Here is a 24,032-nt window from a genome sequence, read left to right as displayed (position 1 = left end):
CTGTCGGTAGAGTTCATGGAGCTAGCCGCATGCTCGGAATCGATTCATCTTGGGCGGAGAAAGAACAGCTTGGACGTGGAATGGTAAGTGAAAACCCAAAGGTGATGGTTGTGTATGGCACGCGACCAGAAGCCATCAAGCTTGCACCGGTTATCCGTCGACTGAAGTCGTACGACGACCTCGACGTGGTCGTCGTATCGACGGCGCAGCACCAGCAGCTGCTTGAGTCGATAGTCGAGCGGTTTGGCATTCAAGCTGATTATCAACTGCCAGCGATGCCTGTGGGAAGGGCACTCAATGAACTCCTGGCGGCAACCATTGATGGTCTTGACTCCATCCTCGCGGAAGTTAGACCGCGGCTGGCTCTCGTCCAAGGGGATACTACGACTGCTTTTGCCTCCGCATTGGCGGCGTTCAACAGGGGAGTGAAGGTGGCGCACCTTGAAGCAGGGCTGCGGACCGGAGATATTCGTGCGCCCTTCCCTGAAGAAGCCAACCGCCGGTTAATTAGCCAGATAGCTGAACTTCACTGCGCGCCGTCTGGCGATGCCGCACAGAACCTGCTGGCGGAAGGAATCCCCAAGGAAAAAATCGTCATAACGGGGAATACGGTCATCGATGCCCTCTATGAGGTTGCGGAATGGGATGTGGAGTTCTCTGACCACCGCGTTAAAGATCTGGTTGATCGGGACGCCAGGTTCGTCTTGATCACGGCCCACAGAAGGGAAAATCTGGACAAACTTGGGGAGATTGCTTCTGCGATAGCTCAACTAGCCAAATCGTTCAGCAACGTTTCTTTTGTGGTTCCGCTTCATGCCAACCCGCTTGTTAGAGAAGCATTCAAACAGAAACTGGCCGGTAAGGAGAATGTGTTCTTAATCGATGCCTTGCCGTACCCGGAGTTCACCGCGCTCTTGAGACGTAGCTGGATGGTGATTACGGATTCCGGTGGCGTGCAAGAAGAGGCGCCAGCTTTAGGTGTACCGGTATTGCTGATGCGAGATAAGACTGAACGGCATGAAGTTCTTCAGTCGGGGTCAGTCCGGTTAGTGGGTACCGACTCGACCCGAATAGTCGAGGCAGCTACTCGGATATTGGATGACGAGGAGGAGCGGGCAGCCATGTCGGTAGTTTCAAGCCCGTACGGGGAAGGAAGAGCTTCCTACCGGGTTGCTGATGCACTCCACAACCTACTCATAACGAATGACTGGCGGCTCACGTAGAGGGCGGGCAAGGGGCATTTCATTGCTGGCAGGATCCCATGGCTATACTTTCCGCAAACGAGGGGCTATAGCTCAGTCGGTTAGAGCTACGGACTCATAATCCGTTGGTCGCGGGTTCGAGCCCCGCTGGCCCCACTTGGATCCCGACCGCCAATGCTGGAAGGAAAATACACTTGCGTATTTTAGTACTTTCACAGTATTGGTGGCCGGAAAACGGGGTGCCTCAGCGTCGCTGGTCTTGGCTGACAAACCATTTGAGGGATCTAGGTCACGAAGTTGTGGTAGTGGCGCCACCTCCTCATTACAACCGAGAACTTAGTTTCAAGGATTACGTCAATTCGATTTCCAATAGGAAGACCGCTTACGAGGTCGGTCCCGACGGCGAAAAGATATGGCGCTGTGGCTATTTGCCCTCCAGCAAATCGTTAACCTACCGCGCGTTGAATCAGGGGTACGTGGCGGTGAGCGCAGTTATAACAAGCTATCGACAGCGCAAGTCAGCCGACTTTAGGCCTGACCTAATCATCGGGACAGTGCCTGCGTTGCCCACCGCCGTGGCAGCTTACCTTGTGGGACGTATGTTTAACCGGCCCTACGTCATTGACTTGCGAGACGCTTGGCCGGATCTACTTAATTACAGCTCCTCGTGGAATGCAGAAACAGGACGGAAATCGTTGCGTGAGCGACTGTTGCGGAGAGGGCCGCTTCAGTTTGTAAGCAAAATGACGCACGTTGCATTGCAGTTTTGCTATGAGCGCAGCGCCGCGATGATTTTGACGTCTGATCACCTTAAACAACGGCTATCGGCGCGGATGAGTGGAAACAGGCCGGGGCGCAACCCCTATTTAGCAACGATTCGTAATGTCTTTCCACCACGATCCGCACCGGAAAGAAGACAAGCACGACTCCATGGAGACTCCCTCCGAGTTCTCTATGCGGGGACTCTTGGCCGTGCGCAGCAATTGTCAAATGCAGTCGAGGCCGTCCGCATCGCGAAGGCTAACGGGTGTGATGTGGAACTTCACCTTGTAGGAGCGGGAGCAACCAGCGCTGCGCTGCGCTCGATGATTAAGGGAACTGGATTACCCGTAAAGATCTATCGGCGTCTCGGTGCTGAGGAGATTGCAGATCATTACGAGTGGGCAGATACCGCACTGGTTCACCTAGCGGATTGGGAACCGCTGAAAGCTGCTGTGCCTAGTAAAACTTTTGAGTTGATCCAGCTGGGAATTCATATTAGCGGTGCGATCCAAGGCGAAACAGCAGACATTATTCGAAATCTGCAAGCAGGAGATGTTGTACCGCCGAACGACCCCGAAGCACTTGCAGAACTCTGGTGCAGCCTGAGCCGAGATCGTAGACGCCTCTTGATAGGAGACGGGCCTGCGAAAGCTCTCCAGCACGAAGAAAGCACAGTAGTACCGAAAACCCTAAGAACGGTCTTGGATGAAGCTACCGGGAGATGAGAGATGCTAAATGCTCCGCGCGCCTTCAGTGCCTTCACTACATATATTGCCCAGCAGATTCTGCTGGACCCTCGTGAACTTGCTTCAAAGGCGCGTCGAAAGCTGGGGCTGAGTGCCCACCGTCCTGTTCGCCTAACCGAGGCTGAACGTTGGGAAGATTTGGGCGAGTACTCACTGGCAATCGAAAAAGCGGACTTCTTTGCATTTCGGCCCCTGGAAACGTGGAAAAACCTGCTAGTTCGAATGCGGTGCCGCCAGAAACTGGCATGGTTTGATGCACCGATTGACGGGGCAATTGACGAGGTCGCAGCCGGGAGCCAGCAGCGTAAACAAGGGGTGCTGTATATATGCGGCAACTCACTCCCCTACACCAATTCCGGCTATTCGAAGCGCACACATGCGCTGCTGAGTGCAATAGCGCAGGCGGGATATCCGGTCGCCGCTCAAACACGCTTGAATTATCCAGCCGAGATTGGCGAACCGGTTTTTCGCCTGCAGAATCGCATAGAAGGGGTCGACTACTTTCGGGATGTTGATGCTGTTCAGCCAGCGACTGTGAAGCGCTATATCCGGCGCAGCGCTCGTGGAATTCAGAAACGAGCAAGCCAATGTAGCCCCATGATTTTGCACACGACCACTGGGTTTCCAAATGCAGTTGTGGTATCGCGAGCTGCACTGGATGCAGGGCTACCGTGGATTTACGAGATGCGGGGCGAGATCGAAAAGACCTGGCTTTCAGCTCCAACTAAGAGCGGGGAGCCTCGTTCTGAAGAATCGGAGCATTACAGGCGTTGGCGGGAAAGAGAACTCGAGGCAGCTAAGCGCGCCGCTGGGGTGGTAGTTCTAAGCGAAATCGCCCGTGACGATCTCATCACGCGAGGAGTCGAACCCGAGAAGATAATAGCCGCGCCCAATGCAGCCGAAGAATCGGTTTTCTCCTACGAGTTGTCAGCGGATGAAGCAAAGCAGCAACTCGGGGTGGACCCGGAGAAAACCACAATCGGTTCTGTTACGTCAGTGGTCCACTATGAGGGGTTAGAAACTTTGATCCGCGCTCTCCCTCTGCTTCCGCCGACGTATCAGGCTCTCATTGTCGGTGATGGGGAAGATCTCAATCGATTGAAACAGGTCGCGAAGGACTTGGATGTATCATCCCGCGTTCGCTTTGCAGGGAAACAACCTCAAGATCAAGCGCTGCAGTGGTACCGGGCCTTGGACGTCTTCGTAGTCCCGAGAAAAGATCTACCGGTGTGCAGAACAGTGACGCCAATCAAACCGCTAGCAGCCCTAGCTTTGGGAATTCCAGTGGTTGCCTCGGATTTACCAGCACTCAGGGAAGTGACCGGCGGTCATGCAACTTACTTTGCGGCGGATAACCCTGAAGAACTGGCAGGTGCCATAATAAATTGCCGAACAACTAGCGAAGATGCTTTTCAAGGAAAGGCTTGGGCTCAAAATCGCACCTGGCCAATAATTGCAGCAGATGTCGTGGTGTTTTATCAAAAGATCGCGGGCGACTTAGAAAGCGAGTCAAAGTGAGTGAGCGAAAGATGCGAGCATCCGTTTGCGTCGTTGGGCTTGGGTACATCGGTCTGCCAACAGCCGTTGTATTGGCGAGAGCTAACGGAAATGTTGCCGGGTACGAGATTGACGATGTAAAACGGCGAATCATCTTCGGCGGGCGTGCGCCGTTTGCGGAAAAAGGGCTTGATGGGGCGCTACGAGAAGTACTTGAAGCCGAATCGCTCACGGTGGCGGACACCCTCCCTGAGGCGAACTGCTACATCGTGGCAGTTCCGACGCCGATTGACGCTGATAAAAATGTAGATTTGGCGTATCTGAAATCAGCCATCAGACAAGTTAGCGTGCGCCTACAAGGCGATGAACTGATCGTCATTGAATCGACCTGTCCGCCTGGCACGACGCAGCAAGCTCGAGACTGGGTTCTTGAGGCACGTCCTGATCTCACCAGTCACGTCGAGAGTGATTCAATCCAGTTCGCATACTGTCCCGAGCGGGTTTTACCAGGGAATATACTCTTTGAAATTTCCGAGAATGACAGGATTGTGGGCGGACTTTCGGAGTCTGCCGCAAATCGGGCGAAGACGCTGTACGAAACGTTTTGTCGCGGAACGATTCATCTGACGGACGCAACAACTGCAGAAATTACAAAGCTCGCAGAAAACACTTTCCGCGATGTCAACATCGCTTTTGCGAATGAGCTCGAAACTATCTCCCGCGATTTAGGGGCCAATGCTTGGGAGGTAATTTCACTGGCAAATCACCACCCCCGTGTGAATATTTTGAAACCGGGCCCCGGCGTGGGCGGGCACTGTATCGCGGTTGACCCGTGGTTTTTAGCAGCCGCTTCTGAGACACCGACTCCAATGATCGAAGCAGCAAGGGCGGTCAATGACGGGAAACCCACGCAAGTTGTGCGTCGAGTCATCAGAGCTCTTGAAGCTAATGAAACCGCTTCAATTCTTGTGCTTGGCATCACATTTAAAGAAAATGTCGACGATGTTAGGGAGTCGCCGGCCGTGGCAGTGGTATCGATGCTCTCGCGGGAATTACCTGGTAGCGAGATCCTGGTGGTTGATCCAATGGCATCCGAGCTCCCAAAGTGCTTAAGCGGAGCCAAGAATGTGCGGTTCAGTGCGGTGATGCCAGCTGAACTCAGGGACTTCGATGTGGTTGTTGGGCTTGTTGCGCACGACGACTTTAGAGCATTAGATACTGCAGATTTCGGGGAAGCCACCGTTGTGGATACCCGGAACATGTTCTAGATGTGCGCGAAGCAACGAGTAAAACGTATAGTTAATGCATTGATCTACGGATAGGCTTTTGCGGCTCGCTCGTGATCACCGACGGTAAACGATTAACCCGATTGGGAGGAATTGTGGAAAGAACAGCGACGATTGTGGGGCAGGGATACGTTGGTCTGCCGCTCGCACAAGCTGCAGCAAAAGCGGGTTGGAAGATTTGGGGCCTGGATACCAACGCAAAGACCGTTGAAGCGCTAAATAGCGGTAAGTCCCACGTCGACGACCTATCAGACGGTGAGATCGAGGAGATGATCTCGCTCGGCTACGAGGCAACGGTCGACCCAACATGCATTGCCAATAGTCAAGTGGTGGTCGTCTGCGTACCTACACCTCTTGGAGATGCAGGTTCTCCCGACCTGCGGGCTGTCGAAGCTGCTACGTCCACGGTAGGTCGGCATCTGCGCAAGGGGAGCACCTACATCCTCGAATCCACGACGTACCCCGGTACTACCGATAACGTCTGCATCCCGTTGCTGGAGGGGCACTCGAAATTCGTCGCGGGTAAGGACTTTCATGTCGCTTACAGTCCAGAACGTGTTGATCCGGGCTCGAAGAAATTCGGCATCACAAATACTCCGAAGCTAGTCGGTGGTTTCGATGCTGAATCGAGCGAGAAGGCTAAGGAGTTCTACGGAAGCTTCATCGACACGGTCGTTGATATCGAAGGCACTAAAGAGGCCGAGACAGCAAAGCTATTGGAAAATACTTTCCGTCACGTCAATATCGCTCTAGTGAACGAGATGGCCCAGTTCTGCAATGAGCTTGGAATCAACATTTGGGAAGTGATCCGAGGAGCGTCGACGAAGCCTTTCGGGTTCATGCGATTTAATCCGGGACCGGGCGTGGGCGGCCACTGCATCCCGATCGATCCCAACTACCTCTCCTACGAGGTTCGGAAAGAGCTCGGATACCCGTTCAGGTTCGTGGAGCTTGCGCAAGAAATCAATAACTCGATGCCTACGTATGTCGTGGATCGCGCAGTGCGACTGCTTAATGGCGAGAAAAAAGCACTCAACGGTTCTAAGGTACTGCTCTTGGGCATCACCTATAAGCCGAATATCGCTGACCAGCGACAGTCTCCGGCCGTTCCTGTTGCTCAGAGACTGTTGTCTCTTGGCGCTGACCTGCATTACCATGACCCATTCGTCGAAACGTGGAACGTTTCTGACGATCCGAATGATGACGAGATCAAACTCGGCAGGGTTAATGACCTAAATAACGCGGTCGAAGAAGCGGACATCGTAATTCTGTTGCAGCCTCATGCTGACTACGACATCGAAGACCTTGTCAACAGGGCAGATATCTTCTTCGACACTGTGGGTATTACTGACGGCGATAAAGCGCATCGTCTCTAACACGATTTGGAGTGCGATCGTAGAAACGGTCGCATTCTGCGATCTCGATAGGCTAAAGGCTGGAGCATTGTGAGCGAAACTATTCACGTCAACATAAGTGGATTGAAGCGTCTCCAGTCTCGGCCACCAATCGGAGAGTACCTCCGAGATATTTGGCGAACCCGAAACTTCACGCTGCTAAACGCCCGAACCAGCGCGAATAGGAATGGTCGAGATACATTTCTGGGGCGCATCTGGGTGCTGCTAGATCCAATATTGCAAACCGCGTTTTATGGGTTCATTTTCGGCCTAGTTCTACAGGTGTCCAGGGGAATGGATAATTTTCCAGGCTTCCTAGCGTTAGGCGTTGTCTTCTTCCGGATCACTACTCGTGGCATCACTAGCGGAGTAAACTTGGTTCGAAGATCTCGCGCGATGATGTCTTCATTCAACTTTCCGCGCGGTGCTGTCGTTATCGGGGAAACGTTAAAGAACGCCATTGATGGAATTGTGCCCGCGATAGTCGCAGTCGCGCTCGCAATTTTGTGGCAGCTGGACCAACCTATTCACTGGACTGTGATCATGGTTGCACCGATATTTATTCTGATTCAATTCTTTAGCCTTGGCTGCAGCTTTATAGTTGCTCGAGCATGTGCGTTTGTGCCGGACTTAAAATCCCTGGTTAATCTTGTAAATCGTGGCCTATTCTTCCTATCGGGTGTGTTTTTCTCTATTGAAAGATTCGTTAATCACCCAACTCTTGCACTGCTAATGAAGCTCAATCCGGTGCACCAGTTTTTGTCCGCGGTTAGAGGTTCTGTCCTAGATGGTGTTATTCCATCAAGTTTTACCTGGCTGTATTTAGCTAGTTGGAGTTTCGGCTTGGCGGCTATTGGCCTTCTCTACTTCTGGGCCGCGGAAGGGCGCTATGCAACCCTCAGATAAGCCAGTGATCGTTGCCGATAATGTAGGTTTGACATACAAGTTGAGCAATAGTGGCTCCGCCTACCTCCTGCCATTGCTGGGGAGAGGCAGGAGCGTCGAGGCGCTAAAGGGGGTCAGCTTTGTAATCCGGCGTGGTGAATCCGTCGGGATTTTAGGAAGAAATGGGTCTGGGAAATCTTCACTGCTATCCATAATGTCCGGACAAATTGCGCCATCGTTCGGTGACGTATTTGTTTCATCCACGCCGTCATTGTTGAGCGTTTCTGCTGCTCTTCAGGGAGACCTGACAGGCAGAATCAATGCCCGTCTCGGTTTGCTTGCGCAAGGAATGACAAGGCAAGAAAGCAGAGCTCGAGCAGAAAGCATTGGTGAATGGACGGAATTGGGCGAGGCTTTCGACCGACCGCTCAAGACCTACTCATCAGGTATGAAAGCACGACTCAAATTTGCGATCGCAACGGAGACGGCCTCTGAAATCTTGATGGTCGATGAAGCTCTCTCGACCGGCGATTCCACATTCGCGATTAAGGCACGGGAGAGAATGACAAATTTTCTCGGTGATAGCGGAACCGTGATTGTTGTTTCTCACTCAGCGTCCACGATTCGTAAACAATGTGACCGGGTGATTTGGATTAATAGCGGGGTGCTAGTCGCAGATGGCGCGGTAGAGAGCATTGCGCCAATCTATGAAAAGTGGAACAAGTTGCGAGCGCATAAGCGGGTTGACGAGGCAGCTGGATTGCTGGAACAAATCGTCGCAGACTACGGGCAACCAACGCTTCACATCACCGGTGGTAGCCACTAGATGCACGTGAAACGAGCGACCGTAGCTAGTTTAGGAAAGTGAGAAGAGCCATTGAGATGGTCAAAGTTGCGATCCCGCCTATCGGCTGGGAGAGGTAGAGTTAGTGAATCTGCTTTTGGGGAGATGACACGGCGGATTGAACAGAATTCTAAGAACGTCGTCTCCACCTCTAGTCGCCGGGTCCTGTTGGTCAGTAGTAATGGAGCGGGGCTAGGCCACCTAACACGCCTAGCAGCGATCTCACGTTTTGTGGATGGACAGAGCCTCATTTATACACTCTCGAGTGCATATCACGTCTTGGGAAAGAGCTCAAAAGAGATAGTCTATTTTCCCTCCTATGGCGACATCGGTCTAGATGGGGCGGTATGGAATCCGCTGTTAAAAGCTCATTTGGGGGCAGTGGTCAAGGGGTTCCGCCCAGATGTGATCGTTTTCGACGGTACTTATGTCTACCGAGGCGTCACAGCAGCGGCACGCCAAGCAGGCGTCCCGCTAGTTTGGCTGCAGAGAGGATGTTGGCGTCCTGAGGTGCTGAAGAAAAGTGCTCAACGGCAGAACCCTGAAGGATACGTTGATCACATAATAGTGCCTCGCGATTATGGTTGCCGTGAGCCCGAAGAGGATAAGCAGGGGAATTTGGCAACCCGATATGTAAATCCCGTGGCTCTACTTGGGCGCAACGAATTGCTGGACCGCGTCGAGGCTCGCCGACAGCTAGGACTGCCACAAGATAAGCAGCTCTTCTTAGTACAGGTCGGAGCTGGCGTTTTAAATGACACTAGTGAGTTGAAATCTGTAGCGATCTCCGCAATCCGAGGGTTAGGTGAGCGGTGGGAGCCGGTTTTGGTTGCTAACCCTCTGAAGAAAGACTTCGAGTTGGAACATCAGGATGTACTTACCTTCAGTGCCTACCCGGTCCTCAAATACCTCAAAGCTTTCGATGCTGCGATATTTGCTGCGGGCTATAACTCAGTTCAAGAGAGTGTAGTTGCGGAACTGCCGGCGATCTTTGTGCCAAACCTTCAAACCAAGACCGATGACCAAGTGCGGAGAGCGAGGGGAATGGTTGAGGAAGGCCTAGGGTTGATTGCTACCTCAGTCGATGAAATCGAAAGCGCCGTTAATAAGCTTGGAGATTCTGTCAATCGGGCGATGATTGCCAGCCGACTGTTTGACGCTGGTTTGAGCAATGGTGCCGGAGAAATTGCAGCCATTTTGAAGCAATATTAACTTTAAAGGGTGCGAAAATTGATTATGAAGTTTAGCAAAACGCAGCTTATTACGCTTGTGGGAATTGTGTTGGCGATTGTCGCTGCCGTTCTTGCGGCTCTTGGGAAGACCACGGCAACGCTGTTCTTTTTGGCGGCCACGCTGCTGGTTTTAATGTCTATTACAGCGGTTATCCACCGATATCTGGTGAGTACGAGAGCTGCAACCAACCGCCAGTTCGAAAAGGTTCGCAAGATTATTGACGAACAAGGTGAACTAAAGACGATTGCACTGTCTGAAACGGTCACAGCAGCGGCAGATGCGGGTAAGACAACGCCGACTGGGAACAAGTCGAAGGAGGCTGGGCAGGCCAGAGCCGCTGTACCGAAAAAACGGAAAACTGCAGAGGTCAAGCCAACCTCTATTCCACCGCTTCAATCGCCGATGATTTCCGTCAATGATCGGGAAGCTGAAGTTGCGCGCTCGATAGCTAAAGACCCTAAAGCTGCCTCTAGATTTGCGCTTAAAGTAAAGAGCCGGAATATTCGTAACAACTTTGCGCGGGCAGCTTCGGGAAACTTCTATACCTACGAAGAGGTTATCTCAATTCTTCGTCAGCTGAGAGAGGGTGACACCTCGGACTTTGAGACCGTCAAGGGCTGGGACGCGACAGCACTTATTGCCTTGGCGAACGTCCTAGGCAACCAGAGACTAATAGAAACCGACCTTGAAGACGCGCGAACTATTCTTGTCGTTGTCGCTGCGGTATTCGGGCAGAATAGCCTGGATAAAGAGGATCGTTTGTTCCTTTCGGAGATCGTTGGCGAGTGTGGGGACTGGGAGACTGCGGCATATATCCTTGAAGCGCTAGGGCTAAAAAAGAGTAACCCCGCGCAATATCACTTCACAGTAGCGAACCAGTTCGCTGGCAGGAGCGGGCAAACTAGTGGTTGGCTTAATGCGGTGAACTGGGTGTACCGAGCCAACGGCTTTAGCCAGCTTAGTTTCAAGCAAGGCGATGTGACCGATATTGATCAGCTTCAAGCGGATACACTACCTGCAGATACCTCGCCGGATTCTCAACCGTTGGTGAGCATCATCGTTCCAACATTCGAAGGTGCGTCGCGCATCAGAACAGCACTGAGATCGCTCGTCGCTCAATCCTGGGAGAATCTTGAGATCCTCGTTGTTGACGACGGATCTAGTCGTGCGAACGTTTCTGCATTGGAGTCCATAGTCGCTGACTATCCGGCTGTGCAGTTAGTACTACTTGAGGAGAACAGTGGCGCCTATATAGCCAGAAATGAAGGTCTCCGTCTTGCTAAAGGCGAGTTCATCACAGTCCACGACGACGATGATTGGTCTCATCCACAAAAGATTGCCAGACAGGTTGAGCACCTTCAGAAGAACCCCGATCTTGTAGGTACTATCTCTAAGCACGCCAGGGTCACTGAAGACCTAAAATTTACTCGTATTAACCGCCGACCGGAATTCTCGCAGAACAACATGTCTTCTTTGCTTTTGCGAACGCAGGATGCTCGAGCACTAGGCGGCTGGAATGAGGTTAATCGCGGGGCTGATGAGGAATTCACGTTGCGATTGCAAAAAGTCACAGGAAAGAAGATTGGGTGCTGTTCAGAGACTCCGTTGTCCTTTACCCGCACCCATTCGCATTCATTGACTTCCGGGGAAATTCTGCGAGGATTTCAGAACCCGTCGCGAATGCTGTATCACTCCGCATTTACATCTGCTCACCTTGGGATTGATGCGGAAAATGTGAAGCCCGAAATCTTGGCTCTACCTGCCGATATGGGGCGAGGGAAGCGTGGCACTGACTTCGGAACCTTTGATTTCGGCTATGTCTTTGATACGAAGCTCGACAATCTAAATCAGGCCTCTGCGCTTGCGGAATTGCGACATCTGGATGATCTAGGCTACCGAGTCGCCATTGTGCATCACCATAGCTTCGAGGGCTCGGCTATTCCCCTAGTAAGTCATGGCGTATTGAAGCTGCTGGAAGAAACCGGAGTCCAGTTTCTTTCCTTCCAAAATGTGGCACACTTTAGATTCCTCATTGTGCGTGATCCCCGAGCTTTTGAATTTGCGGAAGACACTGCTACAAGCGTCACAGCGGAAGAACTTGCCTTAGTCACTGTTGGGGCAGGTGAGAGCAATCAATCTCAACCAGCGCTGACTGGCAAAGCGCTATTTGCCCTTGGCCAGGTTTTCGGTCAAAGGGAGTCAGACATATGCGTGTTGGACGACTGGATGGGGCTGACTCCGTTTGGTCCCCGGCAAACCCACTTCTTGAAGGCGGAATCAAAGCCTGTAGTTGGTCGAGGACGCGCGTCGTCTTCCAAGAAGTGGCCGAGCAAAGCATCTGAGATTAAGGCTGTCTACGGAAAAAACGAGCTCTACGAGGTGCTACTTGTCGACGATTTCGATAAGTCAAGCGAGCGAATTGAAACGGTTCTAAAGCAAGGCGCTGAGTTTGTTCCTGTCGATAGCTACGACTTCCAGGATTTCACGAGCAAGATTGATTTTTGGGTTGATATGGGTGAGACGCATTCTAAGCGATCCGTCGAACTACTTTCAGCGGTTGCTGCAGGGCTCGTTGTCCTGATCCGCCCAGGTGCGGAAGATCTATATGGTGACTCTGTGTTGTACGTCAATCCCGAAGGTGTTCAGACCGTGGTCAAACGGATGGTCGACTTCCCTGAGCTGTATGAATTGCAGCAGGAACGCGGTGCGCAATGCCTGCCTGGGCTTTGGAGTCCGGCCACCTTCGAGACTTATATTGAAAAACTGAGGGAGAAGTAGTCGTGGTAAACGAGATATCTTGGCTTGACGAGCGTCCCAGCGCAGCCGACAGGTTGAATAAGGACAATTTGCTGCGCGATTACGCGATAATATCTTCACGCCGCCGAGGTGCGGCAATCGCAACTGCGAGGAGAGCGCAGGCGGGCAGCTACCTCGATATCTTGGCTACCGAAGCCAGCGGCCGGCCTACCAGCTGGCGGGAGTTGCGGGGTGATCTTCTGCGAGCCTACACCGAAGGCGGGATCGGTCGGATGACGTCCCTCATTCGGCGAAAGTATAAACCGGTCGTGATCGGAGAAGTGGGGAACTATCTCCTGCTTTCAGGAAAGAACGAAAGCGAACAGAGGGTTGGGCTTGCTCTTCTTCGGGCAGCACTGGGAGTGCTGCCGTTTGATCGTTCTATCCAAAAGTGGCGGCGCAATTGTGTGCAGGCGTTAATTTTGCGCGAGCGAGATAGTGAAGCCCTGACCCTACTGGATAGATGGAAAGAAACTGACAATTTTGAGAGAGGCTACCTTCGAGCCGAGTTGAAGAATCCTTACAGGTTTGGGGCTGCAAAGTCGAACCCGCGTGCAGACTTCGACGCATGGCTGGAAAACTTCAACCGGCGCTTTGTGGACGATGGCGTGTCACCTGTGGAACTTAAGCTATCGGATAGAAAACCGTTTGATCGGTTGACTTCTAAAGCGGATAGGGCCCAAGTCTCCATAGAAGACTCTAAACCGTTGATTTCCGTTGTAATGACTTCGTATCAGCCAAGCCGCGACGAGCTCGAAACCTCGGTTCGTTCGATCTTGGATCAGACGGTTGGCGATTTTGAGCTAATTATTATAGATGACGCCTCAGGACCCGACTATGAGCAACTTTTTGACGAAGTAGCTACATGGGATGATCGGATCCGTGTGGAAAGAATGTCCAAGAATGCTGGAACTTACGTATGTCGCAACCACGGATTGTCACTCGCCAGGGGAGAGTTCTACACCGGCCAGGATGATGATGATTGGTCGCATCCTCAACGTTTCGAGCATCAGCTTCGTCTGATGATGGATGAACCCAGTGTGCCTGCCTGTAAGGTTAGCGCCGTACGTTGCGGTGAGAACCTCGAGCGTGTGTTTCTTGGCTATAATCACCGATCCGGTAATGCATCATCACTTATGGCCCGGGTATCGTTAATGCGTCGTCTTGGGGGATTTATGCCTGTGCGCAAGGCGGCTGATACTGAACTTGCTCAGCGAATTAAGATCGAGACCGGCCGGGAAATAGTCACAATTGATAAGCCTCTAACGATCGTCCGTATTCTCAGCGACAGCCTCTCGAGAAGCGATTTCGCGGCGGGGTGGAGTCACCCGAGCCGCGACAGCTACAAGTCTGCCTACAACCTGTGGCATGCGACTTCCGAGAAGCAGCAGCTGCGGCTTAGTACTAGCGGTCAAACGTCACTTCCGGTCTTTGCTCCGCGTCGCATCCGTGGTCTAGTGGGTGGTGAATCGGCTGCGTACGACGTTGTGCTAGCGGGGGATTGGAAGAAGTTCGGTGGACCTCAGAAGTCTATGCTTGAAGAAATCAAAGCTCTTACAGGTGCGGGATTCAAAGTCGGTATTCTACATCTAGAAGCTGCTCGTTTCATGAGCACGAGATCGGAGAATCTGAACGAACCGATCCAGACCTTGTTGAACAGTGGTGTTGTTGAACAGGTCTTTTACGATGACGAGGTTTCGGTAAAACTGCTCATATTACGTTACCCGCCTATTTTACAGTTTCCTCCAGACGAGCCATCTAAACTGGAGATTGGTCGGACTGTGGTTCTTGCTAATCAGGCTCCTTCCGAGAAGGACGGGTCGGACATCAGGTACCTGGTGCCGGAATGTCTGAAAAACGCGCGGTTTATGTTTGGCTCTGAGGTCTTGTGGGCGCCGCAAGGTCCGCAAGTTCGAAAAGCGATTGAGCCCTACCTAGAGAATTCAGAGCTATGTAGCTTCGATCTACCCGGACTCGTTGACCCAGCGGAGTGGAAAAAGGACTCCATCAATTTCAACGGCCAAAAGATTCCTGTCATCGGCCGCCATTCTCGTGACGACCGTATGAAGTGGCCGGAGTCTCGGGAAGCTCTATTGGCGGCGTATCCAGACGATGGCACAGTCAAAGTGCGTGCGATGGGAGGGTACGATACGGTACGCAAAATCCTAGGGAAAAAGACTCCTGATAATTGGGAATTGCTGCGTCGTGATGAAGAAAGTGTTCGATCCTTCCTGCATTCGTTGGACTTCTATGTTTTTTACCAACACTCGAATGCGATCGAGGCCTTCGGTAGAGCCATTCTTGAGGCAATCGCATCAGACCTGGTAGTGATCTTGCCTCCTCATTACGAAGAAGTTTTCGGCGAAGCTGCTGTCTACTGCTCACCCCACGAGGTGAAACAGGTCATTAATTACTACAGCCAAAACGCTGATGAGTACTTTGCTCAAGTAGAAAAATCGAGAGATGTCTTGGCAAAGAACTTCACCCATGATGCGCACACCAGAAAAATTCAGATGCTTCTGAGCGAGCTAGGAACTGCTTTGTCTGTCTCTTAAATCGGCTGCGAATGTAGACTGTGCCTAGTTGAAATTTCAAAGATCTAAAGCCCAAGCGGATAAGGACTTCGATGGTGTTCGATGACTTTTTGCATATTAATCTAGCCGATATTGCTACTACCCCCCTGGGTGCGGAAGTAGGATTTGGTGTCGACCGAAAGCTTTTAATCGAGTCTGAAGGCGTTTGGTTTCCGGTGCTTGTTCACATCAGCAAGAGGTTCAACTCCCGTTTACTCGTTATGTATAACGGAGCAGTTGATCGTAAGCGTTCGAAATCGGGCCTTGTATTTCAGCGATCCTCCTGGGTTGAGGATTTTAATGCGACCCGTGTGCATTTCGCCGACCCCACGATTCTTGACTTCCCCGAGATGTCGATCGGCTGGGGGCAACTCTCTAAGGAACGCTGGGGGATCGAAGTATATGTTGAAATACTAAACGAACTAAGAAAGGCTTTGTTGCTTCCATCTGCAGGTCGCACGCTCCACTACGGAAGCTCTGCAGGTGGGCATCAAGCGATTATGGCTGCGGTCTTAGATAGGGGCAGTCGTTGCCTTGCCAACAACCCACAAACAGATATCACTAAGTATTGGCCGGGTCACCAGGCAAGGCTCTACGAGAATATCTTCCGCGATGACTCTGTAGGTACGCAAACTCTGAAAGAAATGCCTTGGCGTCTCAAATGCGTGGAGCAGTTCCGCAAGCAGGGCTACGTACCTCCTCTTGAAATTGTTACGAATATCAATTCAAGTAGAGACTTCGACCGCCAGTTCATTCCATTTATACGTGCTATGAACGGACTTGAGCCGAGCAAAAATTCCGTGACCTTCGAGGGATACTGGGATCCCGAGGGTGGGCACCGGGCTCTGGGCAGGAGAGACACTAGTATTCGAATTAATAGGACACTTAATCGGTTCGATGCTGAGCTGTCGTAGATTGCTGGCGTTGCTCTAACTGCGTGTAGAGGGCGCTTACGGTTGAGAATCCGCACACGGTAGCCAACTACTGTGACCGACCTCCCCGACGTCAAGAAAATTAGTCACCCTCTCGCTAGCGGTAAGGTGCTGTCCGCCAATACTCAGCATCGAGGGCCAACTAGGAACTCGAAAAAGGTGGTCTTTGCGATTAACAGCATAAAAGCTGATTCACTTTCCTAAAGTTGCTTGGAGAAATACGGCAATTAACCTCTTGCGAACGGCGGAGAGAGTGCCCGAGACTGACTTGAGGTTCGAGTGTGACTTCGCTAAGGCGTTGAATTTAAGAAACTCGGACATGTCTTCTCCAACATCCACTGTTGGAAAGGATTCTGTGAACATTTCTACTGCTTCGAGTTTCGGCTGGTTGAGGTAGTTGCGGAAGCGATTGCCAAGATCTCCATCAGGCTTATTCACGCCTGAATCTTGATTGAGATGAATTGAGTGCAGGAATTGTATTGCTCGGCTATCCAAAATTACAGGTGCGACCATGTCGGTTTTGGTGTGTGCAACTCTTTTGGGGCCGTTGATCGTCCCGTTGGCGTTCATCTGGCAAACCCGAGTTAGTCCAATTGCGATTTTTGGGCGATGCTCCACGCGTGGTTCCCGGAACTTGCCCGCGTCGTAGAAGGCTTGAACTCCATATCCAAAAGATACGTAGCGTCCAACGTTCTCCGGGGTTAAATAGTCCGCTAGCGTGTCGAGAAAATTGACACCCAAAATATCGTCGTCGTCTAAACGGAATTCTCCGAAGATATCTCCCGCGCGAAATTCTTGCTGCGCCCACTTCTCTAGGGGGCGTCCTTTACGGTTGCCTTCCGATCGCCTATCAAGACGAAGCCAAGCATATGTTTCGTCAGCAGATTCCAAATACGCTCGATACTTGTGCGGCAACTCCTCGGAGTAGCTCACGACATGGACTAAGTTGTGGGCGGCAGCAGCTTTGGCGAGTGTAGGTAACGAATGGTCAAAAAAGATTTCAACCCTACTTCCCATGCGCTCTGGCGAGTAGAGCTGTTTGAGGTATTCACTCTCTTTTCTCCTGCCTTCAAATCTAGCGAGTCGCCAGGACGGAGAGGTGGGATCATAGAGACTAAAGCGAGTGTGACCTAGAAAATTCGCCAGCATAAATCAATTATAACTTTCTTTCGAAGTCTACTTTGAAGGCTGTCTGACATATCTTTGGACAGCTATATCTCGGGAATAGGTAGTAGTGATAGATCTCGAGGGGGAGAGAGTTTGCAACCTCGGGATTGTGGCAATGGCAAGAATTACGTAGCCAATTTGTAGCTATAATCGGTCAAGAGCTAAATGGAAAAGAAACCATATCGAATTGGAGGATCCTCGAATGGTATTCGAACCGCACAAGGAATTTGTTTCACGTCATATTGTCCAGGCGGGACTTCAATACAACGCGCTAGGGCCGATTACGTCATCAGCGGAGGAACTATCCCGTTCACTCCCTAAAGGCTGGCAGTTGAAAAGGCATTCAACGAATAAGAGACGTTACACGGTGACCGACAAAGAAGGAGTGGCCAGGGGGGAGGTTTCCGGAACGAAACTCGGACAGCATCCAGCGGTCATAGATCATCTGATTAACGATAAACAGCAGACCAAAATGGTACTGCAGCTGGCTGGCGTGCCCGTGCCTCTTGGTTTCACGGTGCCATCGACTCAGCCTAAGATTGGGGAGTACCTTTTTGAAAAATTGCCAGCACCTGTTGTTGTTAAACCTTTGGACGGGGCAGTGTCTCGTGGCGTCACTGTTAACGTGACCGATTTGGGGACCTTTCGGTCGGCTTGGAAGCAGGCAAGTGAGAATAATGTTGGAGAGCCCAGGGTTATGCTCGAAGAGCAGCTAATTGGGTTCGACTTGAGGACGTACGTTGTCGGTGGTCGCTGCGTTGCAGCCGCCACCAGGATGCAACCCTTCGTGGTGGGGGACGGGAGATCGGATATCGCAGAGCTTCTGAAGGCTGACCGGGAGAAGCGGAAAGTTAACGCACAACTTTCAGCAGCTGAAGTCTATATCGATGACGCTTTTCTGGGTATGCAAGGCTATGCGAATAAGTCTGTGCCAGCATTGGGGGAAGTTGTATTTCTCAACACCCTCCCCGTGGTTGGTAAAGGTGCTGTGACCGTTGAGGTTTCGCCATTGGTTTGTTCCGCACTCACCGACCTTGCAGTCGATGCGGTGCGGTCCTTTCCGAAGCTGGAGGTGGCTGCCGTCGACCTGCTAGTTGAATCCTTGGACAGCGCACAGGGAGCTAGGGTTCTGGAAATAAATACTAGGCCTGCCCTAACAATGCATACGTTCCCCTCCATGGGAGCTCCTACAAAGCCAACTGATAGTGTCTGTGACCACTATCGATGGGTAGATTAAACTGTCTCCGTTTGTTATTTTTACGTCGTATGGGTGGAGTAGATATGCAACCTTATTTGAAGGGCTTCTTTATTGCGGAAGATCAAAGGAGCCCCCGGGAAAGCTTCAACGTAATCTCGGAAATTCCGGGTTTGCAAGTAGAGGCTTCTACGAAACTCGAAACATCTGAAGATCCGTCGGCCGGAAAGTTCGTTTCGGTCTTGGGATCTTGTGTGGACACTTTTAGTCGCGAGGGATCGGTAGCGTCACGTTTACTTGAGGCCTTGAAGGCTGGTGAATCATCCTTCTACCGAGAGCTTCCGCATCTTGCAGGTAGATACGCAATCGTTTTCGGAAGCCGGGAAGATTTCTCGTTAGTGGGGGATGCTACCGGGATGATGCCGGTCTTCTATCGAGAAGGCGGAGGACTAGTCGGCTCTCACGCACGCCTCTTGGCTGAGCTATCTGAAACGGAAAATGAGAGATATGATTTACCATTTTCAAGCGCATTCCCGGGGAACTTTACCCCGTACAAAGGGGTGAAAATCCTCCCCCCTAATTTTACGCTCAACTTCCGAACTGGAAAATTGACACGGTATTGGCCCAACGCACCTCTACCAAAGCTTTCGACTGAGAGCGTGGCGCGCGAGGTTTTCGAAATGTCGAAACTGGCGTTTGAAAACTTGGTTGCTTCGCGGCCGTTCAAGATGGCACTCACAGCGGGCCTCGATTCACGGGTCGCACTTTCGGTGGCGATGGGAGCAGGATATGAGCCGGAAATGTTCACCTACGGCTCAGGCGTAGGGACCGAGGTTGATCGGAACTTAGCTGCTAGCATTTGCGCAGGACTAGGGTTGAAACATTCGGTCCTTCCTCAGCAGCTTCCGGGGCCAAGGCTGAAAGAAGCTCTTGAGAAAGCGCACTATTGGGATCATCACTGGTCAGCTGTGCCGACCCTACGAAAGTGGTTAGGGGCCGGGGACACTGCAGTTTTTACTACGAACATTCTCGAAATTGGACAGCGATTCTATAGTCGGCGTAAATGGGCGAATGAGATCGTGGCGCCTGACAGTGTTTCGGGATTGTCAGCAGCATATATGCGGACATTGTCCCGTACTGCCAAAAAAGAAGTCGAGTCCTATGGGCGCAATCGATATCTTGAGCAGGTTGAGTCCATGTTTGGCCATTTTTTGGACGCGATGGGTGGATTCAGTGGCTATCTCGATCCATTTGACGAATACTATTGGGCCCACAGGATGGGTATGTGGCACGGGCCATCCAGCGTGGAAAAGCACTTCTACGGTGAGCCACTTAACCCGTTCAACAACACGGCTATGATTGAACAATTCCTTTCAGTTTCAGTGGAAGACCAGCTAGATGGGTCAGTCTTCTACCGGATGATCTCCATCGGAGCTCCCCAGCTCCTTGATTATCCTGTTAATCCACAGAGTTGGCCTTAGAAAGCTCGATTTCCAGGCAGATACATTTTCGACAGTTGCTGATTCGCTTGTGTCCCTCGGATTGATACAGGCAAGGTCGAGTAAGTTACTCTCCGTGATTCGTATAGCTGTTTTGTACGGTGGCATGTCCACCGAGCACTCGATTTCCTGCATCTCCGCCGACTCGGTCATGGCCCACATGCCCGCAGACTACGAGGTGTTTCCCATCGGCATCACGCAGGAAGGCGTGTGGGTTGAGGGTGTGGCGAATCCGGCGGAAGGGGCGGAGCTTCCCGTCGTGAAGCTTGGGCGCGAGGTTGCGCTCTCGTTGAATCCGCAGCGCAAAGGGGTGCTTTACGACGTCACCTCCGGCGAGACCATCACCACCATCGACGCCGTCTTCCCGGTGCTGCACGGCAAGTACGGCGAGGACGGCACGGTCCAAGGCCTGCTGGAGATGGCCGGGGTGCCGTACGTCGGCCCGGGCGTGCTGGCGTCCGCGTGCGGGATGGACAAGGAATACACGAAGAAGCTGGTGGCGGCGGCCGGCATTCCGGTCACGCGCGAGGTGATCCTGAACGGCGCGCGCGAGCTCACCGAGGCGGAGCGCACGCATCTTGGTCTGCCGGTGTTTGTGAAGCCGGCCAACGGCGGGTCTTCTATCGGCGTGTCCAAGGTGACCAGCTGGGAGGCGCTGCCGGCCGCGGTGTCGCTGGCGCTCGAGTCCGACGGCAAAGTCATCGTCGAGGCCGAGCTAGTCGGCGACGAGGTGGAAGTCGGCGTGCTCGAGCGCCCCGACGGCACCATCGCCGCGTCCGTTCCCGCCAAGCTCAACGGCACCGAGGACTCCGCGGAGGGCTTCTACGGCTTTGAGACCAAGTACCTCGAAGAAGGCGTGACCGCCACCATCCCGGCGCCGTACTCCGACGAGCTGATCGCCCAGCTGCAGGAGATGGCGGTGACCTGTTTTCGGGCGTTGGACTGCAAGTCGCTGGCGCGCGTGGACTTCTTCGTCACCGACAACGGGCCGGTGCTCAATGAGGTCAACACCATGCCCGGCTTCACCACTATCTCCATGTACCCGCAGGTGTGGGCCGCCACCGGCGTGGATTACCCGGAGCTGCTGGACACGCTGATTCGGGCGACGTTGCAACGTGGATAGGAGGCTGGGGCAGTCCCATCCATTCGAGTAGTCGAAATACGCTAGGACCTTTTTGGGGCCACGCTCAGCTTGGTCTAGTGGAAGGGCTCCCGGCATAAACACGGGACCTGGGTTAGACAAGCTGGAACGTAGTTTGCAAAGCGGAAAGCGGAATCTATTCCGTTTAAGGTCGCAAGGCTGTGCCTTCACTAGAAGTCTCCGAGGTCGTATCGAAAGCGCTTCGGGTGCCTAGCTCTATTGGGAGAAGTGTTTAGAAGATCGAAATGGAAGCGGTGTGGTGAGTTTGTGGTAGCGCTTGAGTGGGGATCCGGTAGCGGGTCCCTGCTCAGGCGCTTTGTGTGTTACTGGTTAGCTTCCAGTCTCATGTTTGGTCCTTCGAGGGTGATGATTTCGGCGCCGGCGATGAGTCGGTTGAGGATGGACTCGGCGATGACGGCGTCCGGGATGGATCTGTACCAGTCTTGCGGGGTGAACTGTGAGGTCACGATTGTTGATCGGTTGCCTTCTCGTTCGGAGAGAATGTTGAAGAGCAGGTGCGCGGTGGCGGCGTCGACTGGGGTGGTGAGGAAGTCGTCGAGGACTAACACGTCGACGCTGATCAACTCGCGGGTGCGTTTGAGCCGGGCTGGGTCGTCGAGCGGCATCACTGCGAAGTGCGCGGCAAGCATGTCGGTGCGGTAGAACCTGGCGGAGTAGTCGTTGCGGCATGCTGCGGTGATCAGAGCTTGGGCGAGGTAGGTCTTGCCGACTGAGGATTTGCCCAAGATGACAATGTTTTGGCCCAGGTGGCACCATTGTCCGTGAGCGAGTCGGCTGACTTGTTCTGGGTTGATGTTGCGGTCAGGTGCGTAGACGACGTCTTCGAGGCAGGCATCGGGGTTTGGCGATCGTGATGCCTTGAGCAGTTTGTTGATGCGGCGTTCGCGTCTGGCCGCGACTTCTTTGTCGAGTGCGTAGAGCACCTTTTGGGAGAAGGTCCACGTGTCGAAGGCTGGGTCGTTGGCGATGTCGATGACGCTTTTGCCGAAGGCTGTCATGCGCATCGCTGTGAAGTCCGCGAGGACGGATTCGTCGAGGAAACGCTCTTGAGGCGGGGTCGGTGGGGTCATGGCGTTGTGGTTCCTTTCTTGATGAGGTTGTCCAGACTGAACTGTGCTGCGCCACCGAGGTAGGCGCCGCTGGTGTCGCGTGTGGCAGCGGCGGGTGCGTGGGCCCGATGCCCAGGTGTGGCCGGTGCCGGTTGGTCGAAGCCGTGTGGTCGGGTTGCGGCTTCTTTGCGTACGGCGGCCATCATGTTTTTGACCGCGGTGTAGGACACCGCCCGGCGGGTCCCGTCGGAGGAGACCAAGCGCTTACATGCTTCTTCCAACACGAGCTTGTTGGCGTGTTTGCCCATTGACAGCACGTTCCTGCACGATTGGTACGCCTGGGCCGGGATTGCTTTCGCCGCGATCATTTCCTCGATGACGGTGCGTGTCGCCGGGCCGATCTTTTGGGCTTCGCGCAGGAAGTAATCGCTCGTCCACAGTCCCTGGGTGTGATCCATGTTCGCCGGTATGTGGTCGGCATCGGTGACATACGCCCCGCGGGTGTGGGCAAGCGTGTGGGTTGTAACGGCACGGCCACCATCGAAGACCGTGAGCACTTGCCCGGTGATGCGCACATCGACAGTGCGGCCAACGAGCTGGTGCGGCACGGAGTACCTCACGCTGGCTACGGTGATGTGGAAATCTGGGGCGATCTTGGCGCGTTTCCACTCGGTGCGCTGCCACGGGGTATCGGGAAGTGCTGTCAACAGGTGCCTTTCATGCGCATCGAAAATGTCTTTGCGGCTTGACTGCTGGTGACGAAACGGTACCGCCTGGTTGATCTGGTCAACCAACTGCCTCATGCGCGTGTTGAGTTCGTCAAGGTCGACGCACTGGTGGCCATCGAGTGCGTGGATGACCTTGTGGGTGACGATCTTGACTGCGGCTTCGACATTGGCTTTGTCTTTCGGCCGTTTCGCCCTCGTGGGCAGTGCTGCGGTGTTGTAATGCTCCAAAAACTGCTCGTAGGTGTCGTTGACTTTGCGGTTTCGATCCGCCGCGCTGATCGCGTTCGACGCAGTCGAGGCATTATCCGGCACCACAACCTCAGGCACGCCCCCGAAGTAGGCGAACGCGTGGTGGTGGGCATCAAGCCAGGAATGCTGGCGCTCATCCGGACATGCGAGGGCAAAAATCATCCCTGAATACGGCATTGAGGCGACAAACACGCTGACCTTCACCCCCGGTGCGCCATAAGGGTCTAACAGGCGCATCTTGGTGCCTGCCCAATCCACCTGCATGGTGTGCCCCGGTGTGTGGGTGATGCGTGCGGTCAAACCGGCCGCATCGACATGAGACGCCACCAACTGGCGAAACCGGTCGTAGCTGTAATGGAGCTGGCCGGGTAAAGCAGGTGTGGTGGTGTAGCGCGCCCACAGCACTTGCAGTGTCTGCTTGTTACGCCCCGTGCGGGCTTTGACCACCGCATCAAAATCGATAGGGACGAACTCGCCCTGGCCGGTACTGCGCCCATCTACGAATAACTCGTCGAGCTCATCATCCGTCAACGCCAAAACCTGGTCGACGGTGCGAATCCCAAGGGATCGAAGCACCTGATTCGACCGGGAAATCGTGCGGTGCGAGCACCCGAGCTGTTGTTCAATCTGGCGGTACGAACGCTGCTGCACAAGCAGCTTCATCACCGCCCGGTAATCCGTCATCAGCGGACTCCTTCCGGTAACCGGCTACACCCCTGTGGCGCAACCACCCGAAAGCATCACCCGCCACCGCCAACCCCGCTACCGGAAACCCACTGAACCGCTACCCGAAAGTCACCACACCGCTACCAACTAGCCGGTCGCAACAGGAG

At 53.3% G+C, this 24,032-nt stretch carries 17 protein-coding genes and 1 tRNA gene; 15 read left to right on the top strand and 3 right to left on the bottom strand.

Annotation, left to right across the window (positions count from 1 at the left end; all coding sequences use genetic code 11):
* The first annotated feature begins 29 nt into the window (after nucleotides 1-29).
* The 12 genes from wecB (at nucleotide 30) to ACX1NL_RS08605 (ending at nucleotide 16,132) form a co-directional block, all read left to right on the top strand.
* On the top strand, nucleotides 30-1,223 hold the full coding sequence (wecB, locus tag ACX1NL_RS08660; RefSeq protein WP_458897905.1) for a non-hydrolyzing UDP-N-acetylglucosamine 2-epimerase: 1,194 nt from the start codon (nucleotides 30-32) through the stop codon (nucleotides 1,221-1,223).
* 61 nt (nucleotides 1,224-1,284) lie between these two features.
* Nucleotides 1,285-1,358: transfer RNA gene (locus tag ACX1NL_RS08655), tRNA-Ile, on the top strand.
* 38 nt (nucleotides 1,359-1,396) lie between these two features.
* Nucleotides 1,397-2,689, top strand: coding sequence for a glycosyltransferase family 4 protein (locus ACX1NL_RS08650; protein WP_458897904.1), 1,293 nt, complete (start codon nucleotides 1,397-1,399; stop codon nucleotides 2,687-2,689).
* A 3-nt stretch (nucleotides 2,690-2,692) separates the two neighbouring features.
* Nucleotides 2,693-4,228 (top strand): glycosyltransferase, encoded by a 1,536-nt coding sequence (locus tag ACX1NL_RS08645; RefSeq protein ID WP_458897903.1) that lies wholly within the window; start codon nucleotides 2,693-2,695, stop codon nucleotides 4,226-4,228.
* Between the two features lie 11 nt (nucleotides 4,229-4,239).
* A complete protein-coding gene (locus ACX1NL_RS08640) occupies nucleotides 4,240-5,475 on the top strand; it encodes a nucleotide sugar dehydrogenase (RefSeq protein WP_458897902.1) in 1,236 nt (411 codons plus the stop codon).
* A gap of 71 nt (nucleotides 5,476-5,546) precedes the next feature.
* Nucleotides 5,547-6,869, top strand: coding sequence for a nucleotide sugar dehydrogenase (locus tag ACX1NL_RS08635; protein WP_458897901.1), 1,323 nt, complete (start codon nucleotides 5,547-5,549; stop codon nucleotides 6,867-6,869).
* A gap of 69 nt (nucleotides 6,870-6,938) precedes the next feature.
* Nucleotides 6,939-7,793 (top strand): ABC transporter permease, encoded by an 855-nt coding sequence (locus tag ACX1NL_RS08630; protein WP_458897900.1) that lies wholly within the window; start codon nucleotides 6,939-6,941, stop codon nucleotides 7,791-7,793.
* Complete coding sequence (locus ACX1NL_RS08625) at nucleotides 7,777-8,598, top strand: ABC transporter ATP-binding protein (RefSeq protein WP_458897899.1); 822 nt, start codon at nucleotides 7,777-7,779, stop codon at nucleotides 8,596-8,598. The genes ACX1NL_RS08630 and ACX1NL_RS08625 overlap by 17 nt, the downstream gene beginning before the upstream one ends.
* 249 nt (nucleotides 8,599-8,847) lie before the next feature.
* Nucleotides 8,848-9,828 (top strand): glycosyltransferase, encoded by a 981-nt coding sequence (locus tag ACX1NL_RS08620; protein ID WP_458897898.1) that lies wholly within the window; start codon nucleotides 8,848-8,850, stop codon nucleotides 9,826-9,828.
* A gap of 24 nt (nucleotides 9,829-9,852) precedes the next feature.
* Nucleotides 9,853-12,627 carry a glycosyltransferase family 2 protein gene (locus tag ACX1NL_RS08615; RefSeq protein ID WP_458897897.1) on the top strand — a complete coding sequence of 925 codons (2,775 nt, stop codon included), beginning with the start codon at nucleotides 9,853-9,855 and terminating at the stop codon, nucleotides 12,625-12,627.
* 2 nt (nucleotides 12,628-12,629) lie between these two features.
* Nucleotides 12,630-15,200: a glycosyltransferase family 2 protein gene (locus ACX1NL_RS08610; protein WP_458897896.1), complete on the top strand. Its 2,571-nt coding sequence runs from the start codon at nucleotides 12,630-12,632 to the stop codon at nucleotides 15,198-15,200.
* 71 nt (nucleotides 15,201-15,271) lie between these two features.
* Nucleotides 15,272-16,132: a hypothetical protein gene (locus ACX1NL_RS08605; RefSeq protein WP_458897895.1), complete on the top strand. Its 861-nt coding sequence runs from the start codon at nucleotides 15,272-15,274 to the stop codon at nucleotides 16,130-16,132.
* Nucleotides 16,133-16,342: 210 nt separating this feature from the next.
* Here the strand turns inward: ACX1NL_RS08605 and ACX1NL_RS08600 are convergent, their stop codons facing one another.
* Nucleotides 16,343-17,299: a glycosyltransferase gene (locus ACX1NL_RS08600; protein ID WP_458897894.1), complete on the bottom strand. Its 957-nt coding sequence runs from the start codon at nucleotides 17,297-17,299 to the stop codon at nucleotides 16,343-16,345.
* Between the two features lie 220 nt (nucleotides 17,300-17,519).
* On the opposite strand from ACX1NL_RS08600, the gene ACX1NL_RS08595 reads away from it, so the two are divergent.
* From ACX1NL_RS08595 to ACX1NL_RS08585, 3 genes are all read left to right on the top strand, one after another.
* Nucleotides 17,520-18,554, top strand: a complete 1,035-nt coding sequence (locus ACX1NL_RS08595) for a hypothetical protein (protein WP_458897893.1) — start codon at nucleotides 17,520-17,522, stop codon at nucleotides 18,552-18,554.
* A 29-nt stretch (nucleotides 18,555-18,583) separates the two neighbouring features.
* Entirely contained in the window at nucleotides 18,584-19,993 is a 1,410-nt protein-coding gene (locus ACX1NL_RS08590; protein ID WP_458897892.1) for a hypothetical protein, read from the top strand.
* A 124-nt stretch (nucleotides 19,994-20,117) separates the two neighbouring features.
* Nucleotides 20,118-21,134, top strand: coding sequence for a D-alanine--D-alanine ligase family protein (locus ACX1NL_RS08585; protein ID WP_458897891.1), 1,017 nt, complete (start codon nucleotides 20,118-20,120; stop codon nucleotides 21,132-21,134).
* Nucleotides 21,135-21,475: 341 nt separating this feature from the next.
* On the opposite strand, the gene ACX1NL_RS08580 is transcribed toward ACX1NL_RS08585, so the two are convergent.
* Together ACX1NL_RS08580 and istA are read right to left on the bottom strand one after the other, a co-directional pair.
* Nucleotides 21,476-22,243 carry an ATP-binding protein gene (locus ACX1NL_RS08580; protein WP_458897890.1) on the bottom strand — a complete coding sequence of 256 codons (768 nt, stop codon included), beginning with the start codon at nucleotides 22,241-22,243 and terminating at the stop codon, nucleotides 21,476-21,478.
* Complete coding sequence (istA, locus tag ACX1NL_RS08575; RefSeq protein ID WP_458897889.1) at nucleotides 22,240-23,883, bottom strand: IS21 family transposase; 1,644 nt, start codon at nucleotides 23,881-23,883, stop codon at nucleotides 22,240-22,242. Before istA ends, ACX1NL_RS08580 begins: the two co-directional genes overlap by 4 nt.
* Between the last annotated feature and the right edge of the window lie 149 nt (nucleotides 23,884-24,032).

The sequence above is a fragment of the Corynebacterium sp. CQ3829_602738 genome (assembly GCF_054478435.1).
This window is presented reverse-complemented; position numbering and strand designations above follow the sequence as displayed.